Source organism: Nonomuraea maritima (assembly GCF_900100395.1).
GTDB classification, from domain to species: domain Bacteria; phylum Actinomycetota; class Actinomycetes; order Streptosporangiales; family Streptosporangiaceae; genus Nonomuraea; species Nonomuraea maritima.
This window is the reverse complement of sequence record NZ_FNFB01000020.1, coordinates 62,848-83,060: the sequence shown is the minus strand read 5'-3', so window position 1 is coordinate 83,060 and position 20,213 is coordinate 62,848. Positions and strand designations below refer to the sequence as shown.

Genomic DNA, 20,213 nt, shown 5'->3' with positions numbered 1-20,213 from the left:
AAAATTCATGAATGTAACCATTCGTGAATGGGCTTTCAGGGGTGTCGTCCTACGCGGTGTAGGCAATGAACGAAAAGCAGCAACAGGGGGGATGCGGTGTCGAGGGCGAGGGTTTTCCTGCGGTGTTCGCTTGCGGTGGCTACCGCTTGCGTCATGGCCGCATGGCTCGGCGTCGGAGAATGGCTCGGATTCGACGACAACGAGGGGCGCGCCCAGGACGGCTCCGACGCGGCGATCGGCATCTTCCTCGCCTCGGACGAACGCGGCCCCAAGCACCTGGCCAAGTTCGAGGGGTGGCTCCGGCGCAAGGTCACGGTGGGCCGCACCTACCTGCCGGGTGAGCGATGGGAGTCGATCGAGGGCGCGTCGTTCGTCCTCGATCCGTGGCTGCGCTGGAAGGCCGCCACGCCCGGCCGCATCCTGGCGCTGAACGTGCCGATGGTCGCCCCCAACGAGGCCGGGATGCCCGACCACGCGGTGGCGGGCGAGCTGCAGGCGGGGGCGAACGGCGCGCGCGACCACCACTTCGGGCAGCTGGCCCGCAAGCTGGTGTCGTCCGGCGCCGGCGACACGATCATCGTGCTGGGCTGGGAGATGAACGGCACGACCTACTCCAGCAGGTGCGCGCCCAACCCGCAGGCGTGGAAGGACTACTGGCGGCGCATCGTGACGACCATGCGCGCGACGCCCGGCCAGCAGTTCCGCTTCGACTTCGCCCCCAGCCGCGGGCGCGACGCGATCCCCTGGACCGAGTGCTACCCGGGTGACGACGTGGTCGACATCATCGGCATGGACTCCTACGACCAGTGGCCGGGGCGCGACTTCTCCGACTACGTCAACCAGCCGTACGGGCTGGAGGCGCAGGCCAAGTTCGCCGAGGAGCGCGGCAAGCCCATCTCGTTCCCCGAGTGGGGCCTGTTCCGGTACGGCGACCGGCCGCAGTTCGTCGAGAAGATGCTCGACTGGATCGAACGTCACGACGTGGCCTACCACTCGATCACCGACTACTGCCCGCATGGCGTCTGGTTGTGCTCGTCGAACCCGCGCTCGGCGGAGGTGTTCCGCAAGCGGCTGCGGCCCGTGCCGTCGACGGCCCCGAGTGCCGTTCCCGCGCCCAGCCCGTCGCTGCATCCGGTGGTCGTGCCGAGCACGTGCCCGGCCAGCGAGTCCATCGCGTCGTCCACGTCGAACCCGGCGGCCAGCGACGCGGCGGCGGCCCCTTCCGCGGCGGCCAGCTCCGGCTGCCCGAGCCTGAGCAGCAGCGCCTCGGCCAGCCCGGCGTCGTCACCGGGCGCGACGACCGCGCCGACCCCGCCGGACACCAGCTCGCTCAGCCCTGGCACGTCGGAGGCGACCAGCGACCTGCCGGAGGCGAGCGCCTCCAGCGCGGTGAGCGGCAGCCCCTCCCAGCGGGAGGGCAGCACCACCACGTCGGACGCGGCGTACCAGGAGCTGACGTCGGAAGAAGCACCGGCGAACTGAACGCGCGGCACGGCGCGTGAACGCAGCGCGCCGAGCAGCGGGCCGTCGCCGACGACGGCGAGCCGCGCCCGCTCGTCGCGGGCGGCGACCCGCTCCCACGCCGACAGCAGCAGGTCCTGCCCCTTCTGGCGGGTGACCCGGCCGACGCAGACCGCGAGCGGCGCCGCGCCGTCGATGCCGAGCCTGGCGCGGGCGGCCGCCCGCTCGGCCGGTCCGGCAGGGCGGAAACGGCGCAGGTCGACGCCGTTGCGGACCACGACGATGCCGCCGCGGACGCCGTGCTGCCTGGCCAGGCCGGCCTCTCCCGTGCCGACGCAGACGATCCGGTCGCTCCAGCGGGCGGCCAGCCGCTCCCAGCCGAGCGCCGCGCGGGCGGCCGGCCCGCGCAGGGCCAGCCAGGACCAGCCGTGCGGCTGGAACAGCGTGGGCACGCGCCCCCTGATCGCGAGCCGCCCGGCCAGCCCCGCCTTGGACGAGTGCAGGTGCACCACGTCCGGGCCGAAGCGGCGGACGATCCCCCACAGCCGCGCCGCCTGCGCGGCGTCGCCGACGCCCGGCGCGCGCCGCGCCGTCCAGTCGAGGTGGGGCACGCCGAGGGCGGCCAGCTCGCGGGGCAGCGGGCCGCCGCGCGGGCAGGCCACCGCGACCCGCCAGCCGCGCCGCACCTGGTCGGCGACCACGGTCGCGACGTACGCCCCGACCCCGCCGTCCACCGGCTGCGTGACGTGCAGGACGCTCGGTGTCAGCGCCATGTCGTGATCCTCTGCGCCAGCCTTGGGAACCGCCGTTTCGCCACGTCACGTCCGGTCGCGCGCATGCCGGTGGTGGCCGCGTAGGCGCCGGCGCGCAGGTTGCGGCCGAGCATCACCCGCTGGTTGGGGACGACCTCGCACTCCCACTTGGCCTTGTACTCCTCGTCGCCGCGCAGCATGCTGACCGTCCGCTTGCCGAGCCGGCCGGCCGTCGCCAGGTTCTCGCGCAGCAGCATCATCAAGATGTCGGCCTCGGCACGCAGGTCGGGATGGCACCCGTACAGGTAGCCGCCCACGAAGTCCTTGCCGACCACCGAGAAGTCGCAGGCCATCAGCCGTCCGCCGACCCGGTACTCGGCCAGGCCCGCGTGGCCGTCGGCCACCATCGACTGCGCGGCCCGCGTCAGGTGCTCGCGGAAGCGCGGCTGGGTGTGCAGGACGTTGATGGGCCGGTCCTGCCACTGCAGGGTGTGCAGGCGCAGCAGCTCGGTCATCGTGTGCTCGGCCCGGTCCGCCCCGACGGACGTCACCGACAGCTCCATCCGGTCCAGCTTGCGCAGCCGGGCGCGCAGCTTGCGGGCCCGGCTCGGCTTCAGCCCGTCGAGCACCTCCTCGAGGGGCCGGCCGGGCAACTGCAGGCAGGTGGAGCTGGGCATCGTCCACGACCGGACGCCCCAGAGCCGGGCCAGCCGGAGGATCGCCGCGCCGGGCCGGGCCTCCGGGACGTCGATCACGTCCCAACCGGGCTGGGCCAGCAGGCCGGAGCGCAGCTCGCACAGCCCGGCGTCGCCCTCCCCGTCGTCCACCACGATGTCGGTGAAGTCGGACTGCGTCCCGCCGACGGGCGTCAGCACCCGGCACCCCATCCGGCGCTCCAGCCGGAACGGCGCCGCCGCGACGAGACGGCCGTCGCGGCGGGCCAGGAACACCCGAAGCCGACCCGGCGTCCCGTAGACCCGCCACCAGGAGCACAGCCACCCGTACGACTGGAACGGCGTCGCGGTCGAGCTGCGCGCGTACAGGTCCGCCCATTCGGCCGACAGCGCGGCCAGGTCCTCGCCCTTGGTGACGACCCGAAGTGCCAGCCGCGCGTGCGAGGCCCGCGAGGTGGACGACGTCACGCGCCCGCCCCGCTCAGCGCTGCCGCCGGCTCGCGGCGCGCGTACGGCGCGGCCATCCTGACGAGACCGCCCACGAGCACGGCGCCGAACGCCCCGACGGCCACGCTGATCAGCGGGAGCGGCGACGCGGGCCGCACCGGGGCAGCGGCGGTGGCGAAGGACGCCAGCCGTACCCGGGTGTCGGTCGCGTGCGTGTTGGCGTAGTTGACCAGCGCGCTCGCGGCCCGGTTGGCCCGCGCCGCGGCCTCGGTGCCCGTGGTCGCCTCGGAGGTGAGCCGCACCAGCGGCGCGTCGGGCGAGGCCGCCACGCTGAGGGCGTCCTGCTCGGCGCGGTCGGTGGTGAGCAGGCCGGGATGGCCGGCGATCCTGGCGTAGGCGGTGGCGAAGTGGGCCGACTGCACCGGATCGCCTCCCGCCACCACGACGTAGGCGTCGGCGGCGTAGACGGCGTCCGTGGCCAGCGCGTACGTCAGTCCGCCCGCGGCTCCAGCCGTCAGGGACAGCGCGAGCCACCATCGCGAGGCCAGGTTGGTGATCCGGGTGAGCTTCATCGTTCCTTCTCCGTGGGTGTGGCGCCGAGCAGGCGCTGGTAGAGCGACTCGAGTTGGTCCGCCTGGCGGCGGACGTCGTAGAAGCGGACGGCGTCGGGCGGGGCCAGCCGGGCGGGCGGCCGGGCGGCGAGCCTGGTCAGTTCGGCCGCGAGCCGGTCGGGTGGGACGCGCATGGCGCCCGGAGCCGACCCCGGCGGCAGGTCGTCGATGGCCGGGCAGTTGTCGTACAGCACCGGCAGGCCGCAGGCGAGCGCCTCGACCACGGCGAGCCCGAACGTCTCCTCGGCGGAGGGCGCGACCAGCACGTCCATGGCCGAGAGCATGGCCCTGACGTGCGGCGATTCCCCGGCGAAGCGCACCCGCCGCTCGACCCCGAGCGCGCGGGTCTGCTCGCGCAGCCGCTGCTCGCAGGAGCCCGAGCCGACGAGCAGCAGGATCGTGTCGCCGAGCGACGGCATCGCGGCGATCAGCCGGTCGAAGCGCTTGACCGGCTCCAGACGGCCGACCCCGCCGACCACGAACGTGTCCGTGGCGAGCCCCAGGTCCTCGCGGGCCCGCCGGCGCAGGCCGGGGTCGAAGCCGAACGCCGCGCCGTCGAGACCGTTCGGGATGACCACCATGCGGCGGCGGGGGACACCCCAGGCGGTCAGCCGCTCCACCACCGACGGCGAGACGGCGACCGTACGGTGCCCGAGCCGTTCGCTGGCCAGGTAGAGCGCCCTGATCGGGCGGGTGAGGCGGCGGCCCTCGATGTGCTCGCGGCCGATGGAGTGCTCGGTGGCGACGATGGCAGGGACCCGCGCCAGCCGCGCGGCCAGCCTCCCGTACACGCAGGCGCGGTAGAGGTGCGTGTGCACCACGTCGTAGCGCTGCCGGCGCATCAGCCGCGCCAGCCGCCCGACGGCGCGCAGGTCGCGGTTGCCGCGCATGCCGACGTGGTGGACGGGCACGCCGGTGCGCTCGATGGCCTCCGCGAGCGCGCCGCGCCCGGTGAGCACCGCGACCTCGCACCGGGCGCGCAGGTGCGGGAGCAGCGACCGCAGCTGCTGCTCGGCGCCGCCCGCCGCCAGGCCGGTGATGACGTGCAGGACCTTCACCGGCCCCACCGGCCCCAGCGGCGCGTCTGCGTCCGGTGCCTGACCCGCTTGACCCGCAGCCGCAGCGCGCCGTCCTTCTCGCCGATGTACGTGCGGGGCAGCGCGTGCCGGCCGCCGACCGGGGAGGTGCGGATGGCGCAGGCGTAGGAGTACCCGGCGCGGCGCACGGCGTCCGCCTCCCGCTGGGTGACGTGTCCGTAGGGGTAGCAGAAGCCGCTCACCTCGTGGCCGAGGACGTCCTCCAGGTCTGCTTTGCCGGCCGCGACCTCGTGCCACAGGTCGCTGTCGCTCAGCCCGGTCAGCGAGCGGTGGCGGACGGAGTGCGAGCCGATCTCCATGCCCTGCATGGCCGCCCAGCGCACGCCGTCGGCGTCCATGAGCGGTTTGCGCGGGGCGTCGGCGTCCCAGACGTTGTGCTCGCCGAGCAGCCCGGAGACGACGAACACCGTCGCGGTGAACCGGTGGCGCAGAAGGGCGGGCACGACCTCGCCGAGGAAGTCCTCGTACCCGTCGTCGAAGGTCAGCCCGACCAGGCCGCGGGAGGCCCCGGCCGCCTGGGCGCGCAGCAGTTCGCGCATCGACACGCCGACCAGCCCCTGGTCGGCCAGCCAGCGCAGCTGCCGGGCGAAGCGGCCGGGCGAGACGGTGATGTTGTGCGGGTCGCTGTCGCATTTCTCGACGGAGTGGTACATGAGCACGTACGGCATGGCGGTCATGCGCGACCTCGCATCCTGGTGTCGTTGTCGTCGGTGAGCGCCGCACCGGCTCGCGTCACGACCGCGACGGCGCAGAAGACGGCGGCGATCGCGGTCCCGGTCGCGATCACGCGGGCCGGCTGGGACAGGCCCGCGGCGAGCGTCTGGACCCCCCACCCGGCGGCGCCAGCGGCGACCGTGGCCGCGAGCAGGCCGCCGAGCGGCCCGGCGACCGCGCCGAGTGGCAGGGCGACGACCCGCCGCCGCCCCCCGGCGAGCAGCAGCACGGCGGTGAGCGTGATCCCCGCCGCGTTGGCCGCGGCGATCCCGGTGGTCCCGAAGGCGGGCCTGGCCATCGCGACGGTCACGGCCAGGCCGGCCGCCATCGCCAGCGCCGGGTACCAGTAGGAGCCGGCCCGGCAGAAGTACGTCCTGCTCACGATGCCGACCAGCGCCTGGCCGAGCAGGCCGAGCGCGTACACGCGCATGATGTGCGCGGTGGCGGCGGTGTCGGCCTCGGTGAAGGCGCCGTACTGGAGCAGGGTCGCGACGAGGTCCGGAGCGCAGACGATCAGGGCCGCGGTCGACGGGAGCACGATCGCGGAACCGGCGACCAGGTCGCGGGCCAGCCGGCGGCGGGCCCGGACGTCGTCCCCGGCGGTGACGGCGCGGGCGAGCTGCGGGAAGCTCACCGTCGCGATGATGAGCGAGAGCACCATCGGCACCTGGGCGATCTTCTGCGCGTAGTTGAGGTGCGAGATCGACCCCTCCGGCAGCGCCGAGCCGACGTGGCGTTCCACGAACACCTGGAACTGGCGGGTCAGCGTGAACACCGCCACCGGCAGGAACGCGATCAGCGGCACCGGCACCCGCCGCGCGGACCGGGCCGGCGCGCCGAAGCGCCGCAGGAACGCGGGCACCTGGACGAGGACCATGCCGACGCCGCCGGCGGCCACCCCGATCGCGGCGGCGTACGCGCCCTGCTCCCGCAGCGCCACCACACAGGCGACGATGCCCACGTTGTAGGCGACGTAGATCGCGGCCGGCGCGGTGAACGAGCCGTGGGAGCGCAGGGCCGCGCTCAGGTAACCGGCCAGGCCGAACGTCAGGATCGTGACGGAGGCCACCCGCATGCAGTCGACGGCCAGGTCGGGGCGCGGGATGCCGGGGGCGAGCCAGCCGACGAGCCACGGCGCCGCGGCCGCGGCCAGCGCGCCGAGCGCGACGAGCCCGCCGCACAGGCGCGGCAGCGTGGACGCGATCAGGTCGCGGACGTCGTGCCCCAGCTCGATCCACCGGCTGAACAAGGGGACCAGCACGAACGCCATCGCGCCCTCGATGAGCAGCGGCGCGGCGGTCTCGGGGATGGTCCAGGCCACGAGGAAGGCGTCGGTGCCGGCGTCCGCCCCGAACAGCATGCCGAGCGCCAGGTCGCGGACGAAGCCGAGCGCCGACCCGCATCCGGTGAGCACGGCGGTGATGCCGACGGCCCGGACGGTGGCCGACGAGGCCGTCGTCATCGCGCGGCCCCCGCGCCCACCGCGGCGCGGTTCTCCGTTCGGACCGCCGCCCGGTGCCGGCCGGCGACGAGCGCCAGGGCCAGGCCGAGGGCGACGGACGTGACCATCGTGGACGGCCCGCCGATGTCGCCGTAGGTGAAGCTGACGACGTGCCAGGTGACGAGCCCGGCGGCGGCGAGCACGGCCCCGCGGGCCGCCCACCAGGCCAGACAGCCCAGGAACCCGGCGAACGCGGCCAGCCCGAGCAGCCCCTGTTCGCTCAGGATCAGCAGGTACATGTTGTGCGGCGAGAGCAGCGGCCGGCGTTCGTAACCGTGCACGGGGTCGTCGGTGTCGCTGCCGGAGGACAGTTCGAGCGGCGCGTACGTGTCGCGCAGCTCACCGAACCGGCGCGGGCCCACCCCGGTCAGCGGGTTGTCGACCCACATGCCCGTGGCCGCGGTCCAGAGGCTGTAGCGGTCGCTCACCGACTGGTCGGGGTCGGTCACGACCTCGGTGATCGAGGCGAGCCGCCGGTCGAGCAGGTCGGACCCGGTGCCGGCCGCGAACGCGAGCGCCGCGCCCACGGCGCCCACGAGGACCACCCGGGCGGCGACGGCCCGGCTGTGCAGGAAGAGCACGACGAGTACGGCGCAGATGACGGCGATCCAGCTGCCCCGGCTGAGCGAGAGCGCGAGCGGGACACACAGCAGGCCCGCGCCGCCGAGCGCGAGGACGCGGCCGTTGCCCCGTACGGACAGGCCTGCGGCCAGCAGGATGACGACCCCGTAGCTGACCATGGTGGCCATGCCCATGACGTCGGGGGCGCCGAAGGTGCCGACGGCGCGTACCCGTTCGCCCTCGTAGGCGGCCCCGGTGCCGGTGAGCACCTGGTAGCAGCCGAGCACGCCCTGCAGGGTCGCGGCTCCGACGACCGACCCGGCCACGATCATGACGTCGGCGCGGTCGCGCACGGTCACCAGGACGGCCAGCGGGACGAGGACGAACACCTGGAGGAAGCGCAGGTAGCCGGGCAGGCTCGCCATCGTGTCGGCCGAGGCCAGCAGCGCGACGGTGGCGGCCGCCGCGAGCGGCGCCAGCACGACGGCCCGCCTCTCCAGCGTCCCTGCCACGTCCATCACGCCGGTCCTGAGGGACGGACGGCGGCCGGCCACGTCGATCACGCCCGCCCGGCGCCCTGACAGCAGGAAGGCGGCCGCGAGGACGATCAGTGCGACCGAGGTCAGGTCGGCGGCCGAGACGTGCACGCCGGTGGCGGTCCGGTCCGCCGGCAGGCACGAGATCAGCACGGTGGCGGCCGCGGCCAGGCTGGGCCGCTCGATGAGGGCCTTCATGACTGGCTCCCGCCCGGCCGGATCATCGACCACACCGTCAACAACATGATCTTGAGGTCCGTACGCAAGGTCCACCCGTCGATGTAGTGGTTGTCGAAGCGGGCGCGGTCCTCGATCGAGGTGTCGCCGCGCAGTCCGTGGATCTGCGCCCACCCGGTGATGCCCACCGGGAGCCGGTGCCGCAGGTCGTAGCCGGGAACGGCGCTGGAGAACTCCTCCACGAAATAGGGGCGCTCGGGACGCGGGCCGACGAGGCTCATGTCGCCCTTGAGAACGTTCCAGAGCTGGGGGAGCTCGTCGAAGGACGTCCTGCGCAGCACCCGGCCGATCGGCCCGAGCCGGCTGTCGTGGGCGATGCTCCACAGGGTCTCCGACTCGTGCGTCGTCGCGGGCTTCAGCGTGCGGAGCTTGATCACCTCGATCGGACGGCCGAGGCGGCCCACGCGGCGCTGCCTGAACAGCAGGCCGGGGCCGGTCTCCCAGGCGGCCAGCAGGGCGCAGACCGCGAGGAGCGGGGCGCTCACGACGAGCCCGGTCGCGGCGAGCAGCACGTCGAGCGCGCGCTTGACCGGCCAGGACGGCCTGCGCCACGCCGGGGCCCGCATGCGGACGACAGGGAAGCCGTACACGTGTTCGCGCAGGCTGACGAAGTCGGTGACCGGCGTGCCGGGTTCGGGGGCGAGGAAGACGTCGCAGCCCAGTTCGGCGGCCGTTCGTGCGATGCCGTGGTGGTCCTGGCCGGCGATGATCACGGCGCGCACGCCGTGGGCCCGGATGACGGAGGTGGCGTCGGCCGGCCCGCCGAGCACGCTCAGGGGCGGTTTCTCGACCGTGTTCTCGTGCAGGAACCCGAGGGGGAGCAGGCCGTACTCGGGGTGGGCGAGCAGGGCGGTCGCCAGGTTCTGCCCGTGCGGGCCGGCTCCGACCACGAGGGCGGCGGCCGCCCTGCCGTTCATGTGGGCCCTGCGCGCCACGAAGTACAGGACGCCGCGCAGCGACACGGCGCACACGGCGAAGAGGGCGGCGCTCAGCGCGACCACGGTCAGTGACGTCGCATGCCAGAAGGCGGCGAGCGCGGCGACGAGTCCGGCTCCGGCGATCCAGAGCCCGCGATCGAGGCTGGAGGGCAGAATGCGCGGCGCGTAGACGCGTCCGGCGCAATTGAGCCCCACGACGAGAATGGCCGCGAGTGCGATTCGCGGTATTTCCTGACCGGCCGTGGTGGCCGTGAAAGCCATACTGGTCAGGTCGATGCAGACGGGACCGAGCGGCTGCGCTGCCACCCGGTGGCCGCGACGCGTCGATCGCCGCCCGACCTGGCGGTCGCCTCCAATACGAACAGCCACTACTTCTCCGGAAATAGCTAGTTTGACCAGATCAGCTGCTGAGTGGCTGGTCCAATCCTACCGAAAAAGCCAACAGTCGCCTTTTGGGCGGCTTGCCTATATTTAGGCGTGGTTTAGGGATTTCCTGTGTAATACGCGAACAATGACCTTGCGAATCCTTGATCATAGTCGCGAGCTCCGGCGAAATCGAGAACATGAAGGGGTCATGGCCCGTAGGGTCACGCAAGATTTCGTTGGCGGCTCTTTGGTGATGCGAATGCCGTCGTGACGTTTGGGCGCAGAATTGGGGTGGTGAGTCCCGGCTGTACCGATAGCTCCCGGCGGTGTACGCGCTGTCGGTGGCGATCACGCAGCGTGCTGGGCGGTGGGTCGCCGCTGCCGGGAAAGGTCCCTCGTTATGAGTAAAAATGCACATTCGAGGGGTTGTGCGTATTTGGCCACAGAACTGTTGGCCGGTTCTCCGTAGCTTGAGTGTCGTCCGGACCGCGTGTCCGGTACGGGCAAAAGGCGTACTCGTCCCGAGACGCTCACTCAATGGAGGAAACTGTGCGAAACATCCGTAAGTTGTTCGCCGGCACCGTCCTCGCCGGCGCCCTGGCCGCGGGGGCTTTCGCGGCTCCGGCGTCGGCCGCGACCGCGACGACGGCGAACGCGCCTGTCGCCGCCTCGGCCCAGGCCTTCTCCGGCTGGAAGTACCTCTACGTCGGCGGCCACGACGGCCGCATCGGCTACCAGTGGGGCCGCAACAACGGCCGCTACTACCTGAACTTCAAGCTGTGGGACCGCGACCGCCACGACCGCGGCTTCACCTGGTTCGACGTGTACTACAAGCGTGACGGCCGCTGGCACCACTACAAGCGGTTCTCCACGAAGAACTTCTACGAGAAGGACCTCGTGTTCGGCCGTGACGTGGACGACATCCGCATCCGGTACGGCTACGGCTGGGACAACCACTTCAACTGGGGCAGCTACCGCTACTACCGCTGACCTCATATTTCCGGATAAGTCGCCGGTCCCGGCTCCGTGAGGAGACGGGACAGGAAGAACGACTGAGCGGGCGCTCCCTGGCGAGGGCGCCCGCTCTTCCGTGTGCCATCGGGCGATCAGAGCTCGCGGCGACCGCCGTCCACGTGCAGGTCCACGCCGTTCACCGCGCGGTTCTCCAGCAGGAAGACGGACGCGTCCACGACGTCGGCCGTCGTGGGGGAGCGGTCGGTCAGCGTGCGGCGGCGGGCGTCCTCCAGGGCGGCCGGCTTCGCCAGCCAGAACGGCGAGTCGCCCACGATGCCCGGGTGGATGGAGTTCACCCGGATCGGGGCGATCTCCACCGAGAGCGTACGGACCATGCCCACGACACCGGCGTTGATCGTCGACACCGTCGTGGACCCCGCGTACGGGCGGTCCTTCGCCACCCCGCCGAAGAACAGCACGGAACTGTCCGGGGACAGCTGCGGCAGCAGCGCGTTCACCACCGCGTGGTAGCCCACCAGCTTCAGCGTGGTGAGCCGGACGGCCCGCTCCACGTCGTAGCCGGCGATGGAGTTGAGGTCGCGTTCGATCGCGGTGAGGACGAGCCGGTCGACCGGGCCGACGTCGGAGAGCGCGGCGGCGATGTCCTGCGGGCGGCTGAGGTCGAGGGCGATGCCCCTGGCCTGCGGCGCGTTCCCGCCTGCGTCCGCGACGGCGATCTTGTCCACTTCCGCGGCGGCCTGCTCGGCCCGCTCTCGGTCGCGGCCGCTCACCACGACGGATCTACCCCGTACGGCGTAGTGCTTGGCGAGCTCCAGACCGATGCCCGCGGTGCCGCCGACGATGATCACACTGCTCATGTGCGTTCTCCTTCGAGTTCGCCGGGTTGCCCCGGTGTCCGGTGCAACACCCGAACCCCCTGGCCGCTGACCCGTCAGCCTGGGGTTGCCAACCCCTGGCTAGACCTTCAGGTCGAGAACACCGACCGTCTGGCCCCCGCTGGTCTCACCCGTCAGCCGGAAGCCGAGCCTGCAGTAGAACCCCTCGGGGCCGTCGTCACCGGGCTCCCAGGTGACGTACATGCGGTCGGCGCCGCGCCGCCGCACCTCGTCGGCCACCGCCGCGACGGCGAACCGCCCGACCCCGCGCCCCTGCGCCTCGGACGACACGTTCAGCCGCCACAACCCCGACCGGAAGTCGACACCCTTGCCGTCCCAGTCGATGTCGACGAACGCCATGACGAACCCGACGGCGGTGTCGCCGTCGAGGATCAGGCGGGGCCACGCCTCAGGGTGCACGTACGCCTCGGCCAGCGACTTCACCACGGGGGAGACCAACCGCTCCTGGTCGGGACGGACCCGTACGGCGAGGGCGCGGTCGATGTTCGCGGGGGTGATGGGGGCGAGTCTCATGCGGACACCCTAGAAGGCCGCCGATCTCGGCGGTCCGGCGCGTCTGACCGGGTGGTGGGGGTGGCAGCGGTGAAGATCGGAGCGCCGGGCCATATCCATCGACCACAAGGGGGACGGACCGATGCCGACCTGGACGAGTGACGAGATCAACCGGATCTCGACCGCGGACGAGCTGGAGGTCGCGCCGCTGGGCGGCGACGGCGCCCGGCTCAGGCCGGTGCCGATCTGGGTCGTACGCCATGACGACGGCCTCTACGTCCGGTCGTACAAGGGGACGGACGGCCGCTGGTACCGCGCGGCCCTGACCAGCAGCCAGGGGCGCATCCAGGCGGGCGGCGTCGACCGGGACGTCACGTTCGTGGCGGAGACCGACCCGGAGCTCAACGAGCAGATCGACGCGGCCTACCGCAGCAAGTACCACCGGTACGGCCAGAACTACGTCGAGGCCATGGTGTCGTCCGACGCCCGCACGACGACCCTCAGGCTCCTGCCGCGCTGAGCCCATGACGCGAGGTCCGATGGCCGCCAGCGGGAGGCCGCTGTGGCGGGCGAGAGTGGTCGGCCATGAGCACCGACATACGTACTCCCGCTGCCGTGCACACCGCGCTGGAGCCGAGCATCCTCTACTTCGGCACCCCCGTCGTCCTGATCTCCTCCTGCGACGAGGACGGCGTGCCGAACCTGGCGCCGATGTCGTCGGCCTTCTGGCTGGGGTGGCGGGCCGTGCTGGGGCTGGGGACCAGGTCGAAGACCGCCCGCAACCTGCTGGCGACCGGTGAGTGCGTGCTGAACCTGCCGTCCGACGCCCTGGCGCACGCGGTGGACCGGCTGGCCCTCACCACGCAGGTGAACCCGGTGCCCGAGCGCAAGTACGAACGCGGCTACCGGTACGTCGAGGACAAGTTCGGCCAGGCCGGGCTGACCGCCGTCCCGTCGGAGACGGTGACGCCGCCGCGCGCGGCCGAGTGCCCGGTCGCCATGGAGGCCGTGCTCGAACGCCACCACCCCGTCGACGACGGCGGGACGGTCGCGTTCGAGGTGCGGGTGCAGCGCGTCTGGGTGCACGAGGACATCCGCACACCGGGTACGGACGACCACATCGACCCCGACGCCTGGCGTCCGCTGATCATGAGTTTCCAGCAGCTGTACGGCCTCGGCCCGCGGCTGCGCCCGTCGGCCCTCGCCACGATCCCCGAGCGCTGCTACCGCAGCGACGACGTGGATCGGGCCCGCGCGATCCCCACCAGGGGCAGCCAGGTGCTCTGAGGGCAGGCCCGCTCGATCTCGTCCGGTGCCATCCAGTCGGCCCGGCTGCTCTCCGACCCGGCGGGCGGGCGCGTCGGCGCGCCCACCCCCGCCACGGACCCCCGGAACATCACCATGTACGCCAGCGCCGGGTACCGGTATCCGGCGGGCGGCGGCTCCAGCAGCTCGATGCGCTGCCAGGCGAGGACCGACAGCGAGGAGACCGGCACCCGCAGGCCGGTCTCCTCGTACAGCTCCCGGGCGGCGGCCGTGGCGGCGTCCTCGCCCGGCTCCAGGTGACCGCCAGGGATGTCCCAGCCGCGGCCCTCGCGCTCGACGCGGGTCATGAGTGTCCGGCCCGCCTCGTCCGCCACGAACGCGAACGCGGACGTCGTCCGGTCGACCGGCGGGAGGGTGTCGGACAGGATCAGGTCGAGGCGGTGCGCCACGGGGATCCACGGCACGGTGTGGGTCGCCACCAACTGCGTCATGGGCCCCATCATGCCGGTGGGTCAGACGCCCTTCCGCATGGCCCGGTTCCCGAGGTGGAGGCCGACCGCGGCGACCACGCAGACCGCGATGCCGCCGTACAGGACGGAGGGGTCGGCGAGGTCGCCCGCGTACAGCGCGCGCTGAGCGGCAACGACGTACGTCACCGGGTTGAGCTGCCCGAGGACGCGCAGCCACCCGGGGGCCGACTCCAGCGGCAGCAGCACCCCGGACAGCAGCAGCAGCGGGAAGAGCACCGACTGGCTCACCACGTAGAACAGGGTGCCGCTGGGCGCCGACTTGACCGCCAGCACGAACGACAGCGCGCCGAGGCCCACCGCGAACACCATGAGCTGGGCCAGCGCGGCCGGCACGCCCACCGCGTGCGGCTCGAAGCCGAGCGGCAGGGCCAGCAGGATGATCAGCACCGCCTGCGCGAGCAGCGTGAGCGTCGCCTTCATGCACTTGCCCACCAGCATCGCCGTACGGTTCAGCGGCGTGACCAGCAGGCGTTCGAACGCGCCGCCGAGCAGCTCGACCAGCAGCCCGTACCCGGCGCCCATGGGCCCGGTCAGGCACATCATCACGAGGATGCCGGGGACGAACCACTGCCACGACGAGCCGACGGCGCCGTCCAGCAGCGTCCCGAACAGGAAGAGGAACAGCAGCGGCTGCCCCATGTCGAACAGCAGGCCGACCGGGTTGCGCAGGGCGGGCCTGAGCTCGCGGGAGAAAACGGTGGTGGTGTCACGCAGGAAGGTCGTCATCGGTGAGGCTTCTCCCGGTCAGGGTGAGGAACACGTCGTCGAGGGTGGGCCGGACGGTCTCGGCGGCGGTGACCTTGACGCCGGCGGCGTCGAGGGTCCTGAGGTGGCCGGGCAGCGCGGCGGCCGCCCGGTCGACCCGCAGGCGCACGGTGGTGTCCCTGGCCGTCCCGCCGGCGACGCGGACGGCCTTCTCGGCGTCCTGCGCGGTGGCGGTGGTGACGACGACGTGGTCGCCCGCGAGGTCGTTCTTGAGCTGCTCGGCGGTGCCGTCGGCGATGATGCGCCCGCCGTCGATGATCACCACCCGTTCGGCCATGCTGTCGGCCTCCTCCAGGTAGTGGGTGGTGAGGAGCAGCGTGGTCCCGTACGTCTCCCGCAGCCGCAGGATGTGCTGCCAGATCTCGGCGCGGCTCTTCGGGTCGAGGCCGGTCGAGGGCTCGTCCATGAAGAGCAGCCTGGGCCGGTGGACCAGGCCGAGCGCGATGTCGAGGCGGCGGCGCTGGCCGCCGGACAGGGTGCCGGGCAGCCGTTTCGCCAGCGGCGTGAGGTCGAGCAGGTCGAGCAGCTCGTCGGCGCGGCGGGTGGCCTCACGCGGGCGCAGGCCGTAGCAGCGGCCCTGGGAGACGAGCTCGTCGCGGACGCGATGCTCCTCGCCGGCGCTGTTGCGCTGGCCCACGTACCCGATGTGGGAACGGACGCGGGCCGGGTCCTTGACCACGTCGTGGCCGGCGACGACGGCGGAGCCGGAGGTGGGCGGGAGCAGGGTGGTGAGCATGCGGAGTGTGGTGGACTTGCCCGCTCCGTTCGGGCCGAGGAAGGCGACGAGCCGGCCGGCCTCGATGTCGAGGTCGACGCCACGGACGGCGTCCACCTTCTCCTTTCGCCTGACGGTGAAGACTCGGGTCAGGCCCCGGGTGTGGATCATGGTCGAACTCCTCCGGGCATGGCGAAGAAACCCCTGGTCGGGGGCGGAATTCGCGGATCGGCACCAGTCTGGGCAGGGCAAACTCGTTTGGCAAACGCGAACATGACGTACACGAACGGCGCTGACCTGCGGAAACATCGCGGCCCGCGACGGCGTACGTGAACTTTTTTCAGGGCGCTGACGTGGGGTTTCTCACCTGTCGTGCGGTTTTCTGCTCAGGGCCGCGGGCGCGGGCTGTCCAGGGCCCGCGGAGCCTCGGGGGTCGGGCTTACGGGGCGTATTCGAGTGATGCGAGAAAGGCAAGTCGATATTTCGCGACTTGCAGAATTCGGTACTCCTCGCAATGATCTCCGGCGTGAAACGCTTATTGGTATGTGCGGTAATCGCCACGGTGGGGATGACCGGCGTCGCACAGGCGGCCGACGGCGTCCCCGGCGTCGACGTCAGCAACTGGACCGGCGAGATCGACTGGGGGAACGTCGCGGCCGGTGGCGGGAAGTTCGCGTTCGTGCACGCCACCGAGGGCACGGACTACCGCAACCCACGTTTCGACGCCCAGTGGAACGGCGCCGCGGCGGCCGGCCTGATCAGGGGCGCGTACCACTTCGCCCAGCCGCACGAGTCGGACGGTACGGCGCAGGCCGACTTCTTCCTCCAGAACGGCGGCACCTGGATCGGCGACGGCCGGACCCTGCCGGGCGTCCTCGACGTCGAGGACAACCCGTACAAGGACAGGAACGGCAAGAACACCTGCTACGGGCTGAACGCCACTGACATGGTCACCTGGCTGAAGGCCTTCACCCGGCGCTACCGCGAGGCGACCGGACGCGACGCGATCATCTACACGACCACCAGTTGGTGGAAGACCTGCACCGGGAACTCCGCCGAGTTCGCCGCCAACCCGCTCTGGCTGGCCCGCTGGGGCAGCGAGCCGGGAGAGCTGCCGAAGAGCTGGAAGCGGCACACCTTCTGGCAGTCGGCCGACAAGGGCACGCTGGCCGGCGGGCAGAACTCGTACAACGGCACGGAGTCACAGCTGAAGTCGCTGGTCAACCCGCCTGCCGAGGTGCGGGTGTCCGGCACGGTGAAGAGCCGTACGCTCTACTCGGTCACGATCGCCAACACCGGCCCGCACCCTGTCACGAACATCAAGGTGTCGGGGCGGACGTTCGGCGGCCAGCGCGTGGTGAAGGCGCCCACGTGCAAGTACAGCGGCACGGCGGTCAAATGCCAGATCAAGGAACTGCCGCGCGGGAAACAGGTGAGGTTCGAGTTCACCACCAAGCCGTCGAAGAAGAAGGGCGCAGTGGGGATCAACATCACGGTCGGTTCGGTAAAACTCCACCTCAAGGCCCGATAAGGCAATATGTAACCCAAACCCATATTTGCTCGGGGGTGGGTGATGAAGCGGCGACCGGTCATGGCGGCGGCCCTGCTCGTGCTGGGCGCCGCTGTCGTCACGGGCTCCGCACCGCTGAACCAGCCGGTGCCGCCGCTGTCGGTACGGCTCGCGTACCAGATGGAGCAGCGCGACATCCCGTACTCGTGGGGCGGCGGCCACGGCGCGCGCCCGGGTCCCTCCACGGGCACCTGCACCGGTTACACGGGCAGCATCAAACCCTGCCCGGCCACCACCACGACGGGGCTCGACTGCTCCGGGTTCGTACGCTGGATCTATGCGATGGCCCACGGGACGGACGTGCTCGGGCCGGGCAACACCGGCGCCCAGCTCCGCAGGATGCACCGCGTCGCCGTCGGCCGGCCAGGAGACCTGGTCTTCTTCGGCAAGGTCACCAAGCGGACGGCCAAGGTCCACCACGTGGGCCTCTACCTGGGCGACGGGAAGATGATGGACGCCCCCTACACCGGGACCGTGGTGCGCGTGGACGAGGTCGCGACCAGGAAGGATTTCGCCGGGTTCTACCGGTACTGATCCGGTATGGGCGTAACGCCTGTGGCGGAACGAAAAATGAGAGACCCGGCGGCTAGGGTGTGCCGCTATGGAAAGCCGATGGATCGGGGTCGACGGTTACGAGGTCGTGCCCGCCCTGCGTGAGGGTCGGCAGGTGCTCCGGGTGCTCAGGAACGGCTGGGCGGTGGCCGACTGCAGCTCGGTCGACGAGGTCGCCAGGCACGTCGACCTGGCCGATCTGTGCGAGGTCTTCGAGTTCCCTTCGCGGATGGCGCTCGATGGACCGGCTGAGGCCCGAACGAGTTCGCATCATCGCTGAGTGCCGTGTATGGTTACACCTGTCCGCAGCGCCGGACAGGCCCCTATAGCTCAGTCGGCAGAGCGTCTCCATGGTAAGGAGAAGGTCAACGGTTCGATTCCGTTTGGGGGCTCGCAGTCTGACCACCAGGTAACGCCCGGTCCGAGATCTCGGAACCGGGCGTTCTTCGTTGTCAGGGTCTCTCCCAGTGGCTTCGCGCCGAGAGCTCCCGATCCATTCCAGCGGCCTCCCCGAACACCCCCGAAGCTCCGGACGGGGATGTCGGCGCACCGGCACAGCCGCATCACGGCGCCTTCGCGACACCCGACACCCACCGCCCCCAAGCGCCCGGCTCGGCTTCAGGACGTGCGCGTGTCCTACGCTTGCGGGACGCCACGCGTCCTATGCGCGCTTGTCTTGCGAGGCGCGCGCGTCGTACGCGCCCGACTCCAGGGCGGGCGCATCCTGCGCTTCAAGCCACACCCTCCGGGCGGAGGGTGTGGCTTGCGGGTTACCAGGTCTTGCCGGCTTGCTGGCGGGTCGTGCGGTTGATCCGGTTGAAGAAGTTCGTCAGCGCGATCTCCAGGGTGATCGCCGAGAGCTGCTGCTCGTCGAAGTGGGCGGCGGCCGCGTCCCAGATCTCGTCGGTCACGCCCGGCGCGCCGTCCTGGACCCGGGTGGCGGCCTCGGCCAGTGCGAGCGCGGTCCGTTCCGCCTCGGTGAAGAAGGGCGTCTCACGCCAGGTGACCACGTTGTGCAGCCGCTCGTCGGTCTCCCCCTGCTTCCTGGCAGCCGCGACCCCGGCGAAGACGCAGGGGCTGCAGCCGTTGATCTGGCTCACGCGCAGGTGGACCAGTTCGAGCACGAGCGGATCCACGCCACCGGAGTGGATCGCCTTGTGGAGGTGCTGGATCGCCGTCGTCACGTCGGCGTTCGGGCGGCTCTGCATACGTGCTTCCATCGATCGTGCTCCTTCAATCGGTTACCTGTGCCCCTCGGGGCCCGTCATCACCCATGACGGAGCAGAGGCGAGGAAGGTAACACCATGTCCGACACCAGCCCCACGGACCCGATCTCCTGGGCGTTCGAGGCCCAGCGCGACCGGTTGCGCGCCGTCGCCCACCGCATGCTCGGGTCGCACGCCGACGCCGAGGACGTGGTACAGGAGGCCTGGCTGCGGCTCTCCCGCCAGGACACGGCCACCATCCACAACCTCGCCGGCTGGCTGACCACCGTGGTCGGCCGGATCAGCCTGGACGTCCTGCGGACGCGTCAGGCCCGTCCTGAGGCGTCCTACGACGACCGGTTGCCCGAGCTCGTCGTGGCGGTGGATGACGGTCCCGCGCCCGAGGACGACGTGGCGCTCGCCGACTCGGTGGGGCTCGCGCTCCTGGTCGTCCTGGAGTCGCTCGGGCCGAGCGAGCGGCTGGCCTTCGTGCTGCACGACCTGTTCGCGGTGCCGTTCGACGAGATCGGCAAGATCCTCGGCAGGTCCGCCGACGCCGCCAAGATGCTCGCCAGCCGCGCCCGCAGGAAGGTGCGGGCGAACGAGCGGCCGGCAGCCGCCGGACGCGAGCAGCGCGAGGTGATCGAGGCGTTCCTGGCAGCGGCTCGGCGCGGCGACTTCGAGGGGTTGCTGCGCGTGCTCGACCCCGATGTGAGGCTGACCGCCGAGACCCCCGGCGGGGTGTTCGTCACCCTCGGAGCCACCAAGGTCGCCGGTGGCGCGCGAATGTCGGGCGGCGCGGCCGTGCGCTGGCGGGCGGTGCTCGTGGACGGTCGTCCAGGGATCGTGTCCTGGCGGGCGGACGGCTCCCCGCTCTCGCTCGCCGCGTTCACCGTCGTCGACGGCCGGATCACCGACATCGCGGTCGTGGCCGACCCGACCAGGCTCGCGTCCCTGAACCTGCCCGACCCGACGTGACCGACGCCACGGTCTCGTGCCGCGCTTCCGTGGTACGGGGCATCCACGGTGGGTGCTGGGCGTTCGCGGAGAGTGGCGGGCGCTGCTAGGCTGATCACTCCTCGAGACGGCGGCAGGCGGGGTTGCCGCTTATTGATTTCGAGTGGTGGGGGTTCCTGAGGCATACTGGGAGCACCCCACCCGATCGGGCGAGTTACTAATGTGCTCACCGCTTCGGGTATCCTCTACGGGCCGGGTCGTTACCGGCTCAAAGGCGGAGTAGCTCAGTCTGGCAGAGCAAACGGCTCATAATCGTTGTGTCGCCGGTTCAAGTCCGGCCTCCGCTACTGCCCCATCCCAGGTCCACCGACCTGGGTACGGGTGTGTCCATATCC

The 20,213-nt window shown here is 71.6% G+C and carries 21 protein-coding genes, 2 tRNA genes and 1 pseudogene; 10 read left to right on the top strand and 14 right to left on the bottom strand.

Annotated features, from left to right (window positions below; all coding sequences use genetic code 11):
* Window positions 1-153: 153 nt before the first annotated feature.
* Window positions 154-828, top strand: a pseudogene (locus BLR04_RS42615) (glycosyl hydrolase); the annotation flags it as partial.
* A 176-nt stretch (window positions 829-1,004) separates the two neighbouring features.
* On the opposite strand, the gene BLR04_RS26910 reads toward BLR04_RS42615, so the two are convergent.
* Genes BLR04_RS26910 through BLR04_RS26875 form a run of 8 tightly spaced genes read right to left on the bottom strand, consistent with a single transcriptional unit; the run spans window position 1,005 to window position 9,724 of the window.
* Entirely contained in the window at window positions 1,005-2,234 is a 1,230-nt protein-coding gene (locus tag BLR04_RS26910; protein ID WP_090770363.1) for a glycosyltransferase, read from the bottom strand.
* The gene (locus BLR04_RS26905; RefSeq protein WP_090770362.1) at window positions 2,225-3,355 is read right to left on the bottom strand and encodes a GNAT family N-acetyltransferase; all 1,131 of its coding nucleotides are present in this window, start codon (window positions 3,353-3,355) and stop codon (window positions 2,225-2,227) included. The genes BLR04_RS26910 and BLR04_RS26905 overlap by 10 nt, the downstream gene beginning before the upstream one ends.
* Complete coding sequence (locus BLR04_RS26900) at window positions 3,352-3,906, bottom strand: hypothetical protein (RefSeq protein ID WP_090770360.1); 555 nt, start codon at window positions 3,904-3,906, stop codon at window positions 3,352-3,354. Before BLR04_RS26900 ends, BLR04_RS26905 begins: the two co-directional genes overlap by 4 nt.
* A complete protein-coding gene (locus BLR04_RS26895; RefSeq protein ID WP_090770475.1) occupies window positions 3,903-5,003 on the bottom strand; it encodes a glycosyltransferase in 1,101 nt (366 codons plus the stop codon). The genes BLR04_RS26900 and BLR04_RS26895 overlap by 4 nt, the downstream gene beginning before the upstream one ends.
* Window positions 5,000-5,719, bottom strand: coding sequence for a polysaccharide deacetylase family protein (locus BLR04_RS26890; protein WP_245740567.1), 720 nt, complete (start codon window positions 5,717-5,719; stop codon window positions 5,000-5,002). The genes BLR04_RS26895 and BLR04_RS26890 overlap by 4 nt, the downstream gene beginning before the upstream one ends.
* Window positions 5,716-7,218 (bottom strand): lipid II flippase MurJ, encoded by a 1,503-nt coding sequence (locus BLR04_RS26885; RefSeq protein WP_090770359.1) that lies wholly within the window; start codon window positions 7,216-7,218, stop codon window positions 5,716-5,718. The genes BLR04_RS26890 and BLR04_RS26885 overlap by 4 nt, the downstream gene beginning before the upstream one ends.
* The gene (locus tag BLR04_RS26880; protein ID WP_090770357.1) at window positions 7,215-8,552 is read right to left on the bottom strand and encodes an O-antigen ligase family protein; all 1,338 of its coding nucleotides are present in this window, start codon (window positions 8,550-8,552) and stop codon (window positions 7,215-7,217) included. Before BLR04_RS26880 ends, BLR04_RS26885 begins: the two co-directional genes overlap by 4 nt.
* On the bottom strand, window positions 8,549-9,724 hold the full coding sequence (locus tag BLR04_RS26875) for an exopolysaccharide biosynthesis polyprenyl glycosylphosphotransferase (RefSeq protein WP_218129180.1): 1,176 nt from the start codon (window positions 9,722-9,724) through the stop codon (window positions 8,549-8,551). The genes BLR04_RS26880 and BLR04_RS26875 overlap by 4 nt, the downstream gene beginning before the upstream one ends.
* Window positions 9,725-10,444: 720 nt before the next feature.
* On the opposite strand from BLR04_RS26875, the gene BLR04_RS26870 reads away from it, so the two are divergent.
* Window positions 10,445-10,885 (top strand): hypothetical protein, encoded by a 441-nt coding sequence (locus BLR04_RS26870; protein WP_143022218.1) that lies wholly within the window; start codon window positions 10,445-10,447, stop codon window positions 10,883-10,885.
* 116 nt (window positions 10,886-11,001) lie between these two features.
* Here BLR04_RS26870 and BLR04_RS26865 read toward each other — a convergent pair whose 3' ends face one another.
* Together BLR04_RS26865 and BLR04_RS26860 are read right to left on the bottom strand one after the other, a co-directional pair.
* Complete coding sequence (locus tag BLR04_RS26865) at window positions 11,002-11,727, bottom strand: SDR family oxidoreductase (RefSeq protein ID WP_090770352.1); 726 nt, start codon at window positions 11,725-11,727, stop codon at window positions 11,002-11,004.
* Between the two features lie 99 nt (window positions 11,728-11,826).
* Window positions 11,827-12,279 carry a GNAT family N-acetyltransferase gene (locus BLR04_RS26860; RefSeq protein ID WP_090770350.1) on the bottom strand — a complete coding sequence of 151 codons (453 nt, stop codon included), beginning with the start codon at window positions 12,277-12,279 and terminating at the stop codon, window positions 11,827-11,829.
* A gap of 121 nt (window positions 12,280-12,400) precedes the next feature.
* Between BLR04_RS26860 and BLR04_RS26855 the strand changes: the two genes are divergently transcribed.
* Window positions 12,401-12,778 (top strand): DUF2255 family protein, encoded by a 378-nt coding sequence (locus BLR04_RS26855; RefSeq protein ID WP_090770347.1) that lies wholly within the window; start codon window positions 12,401-12,403, stop codon window positions 12,776-12,778.
* A 65-nt stretch (window positions 12,779-12,843) separates the two neighbouring features.
* Window positions 12,844-13,545 carry a flavin reductase family protein gene (locus BLR04_RS26850; protein WP_090770345.1) on the top strand — a complete coding sequence of 234 codons (702 nt, stop codon included), beginning with the start codon at window positions 12,844-12,846 and terminating at the stop codon, window positions 13,543-13,545.
* Here BLR04_RS26850 and BLR04_RS26845 read toward each other — a convergent pair.
* The 3 genes from BLR04_RS26845 to BLR04_RS26835 are packed head-to-tail and all read right to left on the bottom strand — an operon-like array spanning window position 13,482 to window position 15,705.
* Entirely contained in the window at window positions 13,482-14,015 is a 534-nt protein-coding gene (locus BLR04_RS26845) for an NUDIX hydrolase (protein ID WP_218129179.1), read from the bottom strand. The two genes, BLR04_RS26850 and BLR04_RS26845, sit on opposite strands and share 64 nt — an antisense overlap.
* A gap of 21 nt (window positions 14,016-14,036) precedes the next feature.
* On the bottom strand, window positions 14,037-14,780 hold the full coding sequence (locus tag BLR04_RS26840; RefSeq protein ID WP_090770341.1) for an ABC transporter permease: 744 nt from the start codon (window positions 14,778-14,780) through the stop codon (window positions 14,037-14,039).
* A complete protein-coding gene (locus BLR04_RS26835; RefSeq protein WP_090770340.1) occupies window positions 14,761-15,705 on the bottom strand; it encodes an ATP-binding cassette domain-containing protein in 945 nt (314 codons plus the stop codon). Before BLR04_RS26835 ends, BLR04_RS26840 begins: the two co-directional genes overlap by 20 nt.
* Before the next feature lie 397 nt (window positions 15,706-16,102).
* On the opposite strand from BLR04_RS26835, the gene BLR04_RS26830 reads away from it, so the two are divergent.
* From BLR04_RS26830 to BLR04_RS26815, 4 genes are all read left to right on the top strand, one after another.
* The gene (locus BLR04_RS26830) at window positions 16,103-17,065 is read left to right on the top strand and encodes a lysozyme (protein ID WP_176903302.1); all 963 of its coding nucleotides are present in this window, start codon (window positions 16,103-16,105) and stop codon (window positions 17,063-17,065) included.
* 42 nt (window positions 17,066-17,107) lie between these two features.
* Window positions 17,108-17,638, top strand: a complete 531-nt coding sequence (locus BLR04_RS26825) for a C40 family peptidase (protein WP_090770336.1) — start codon at window positions 17,108-17,110, stop codon at window positions 17,636-17,638.
* Window positions 17,639-17,705: 67 nt separating this feature from the next.
* The gene (locus tag BLR04_RS26820; protein WP_090770334.1) at window positions 17,706-17,936 is read left to right on the top strand and encodes a transposase; all 231 of its coding nucleotides are present in this window, start codon (window positions 17,706-17,708) and stop codon (window positions 17,934-17,936) included.
* 39 nt (window positions 17,937-17,975) lie between these two features.
* Window positions 17,976-18,048: transfer RNA gene (locus BLR04_RS26815), tRNA-Thr, on the top strand.
* A 378-nt stretch (window positions 18,049-18,426) separates the two neighbouring features.
* On the opposite strand, the gene BLR04_RS26810 is transcribed toward BLR04_RS26815, so the two are convergent.
* Window positions 18,427-18,876, bottom strand: a complete 450-nt coding sequence (locus BLR04_RS26810; protein ID WP_090770332.1) for a carboxymuconolactone decarboxylase family protein — start codon at window positions 18,874-18,876, stop codon at window positions 18,427-18,429.
* Between the two features lie 84 nt (window positions 18,877-18,960).
* Between BLR04_RS26810 and BLR04_RS26805 the strand changes: the two genes are divergently transcribed.
* Window positions 18,961-19,839, top strand: a complete 879-nt coding sequence (locus tag BLR04_RS26805; RefSeq protein WP_090770330.1) for a sigma-70 family RNA polymerase sigma factor — start codon at window positions 18,961-18,963, stop codon at window positions 19,837-19,839.
* A gap of 252 nt (window positions 19,840-20,091) precedes the next feature.
* A tRNA-Met gene (locus BLR04_RS26800) sits at window positions 20,092-20,165 on the top strand.
* Window positions 20,166-20,213 lie beyond the last annotated feature (48 nt).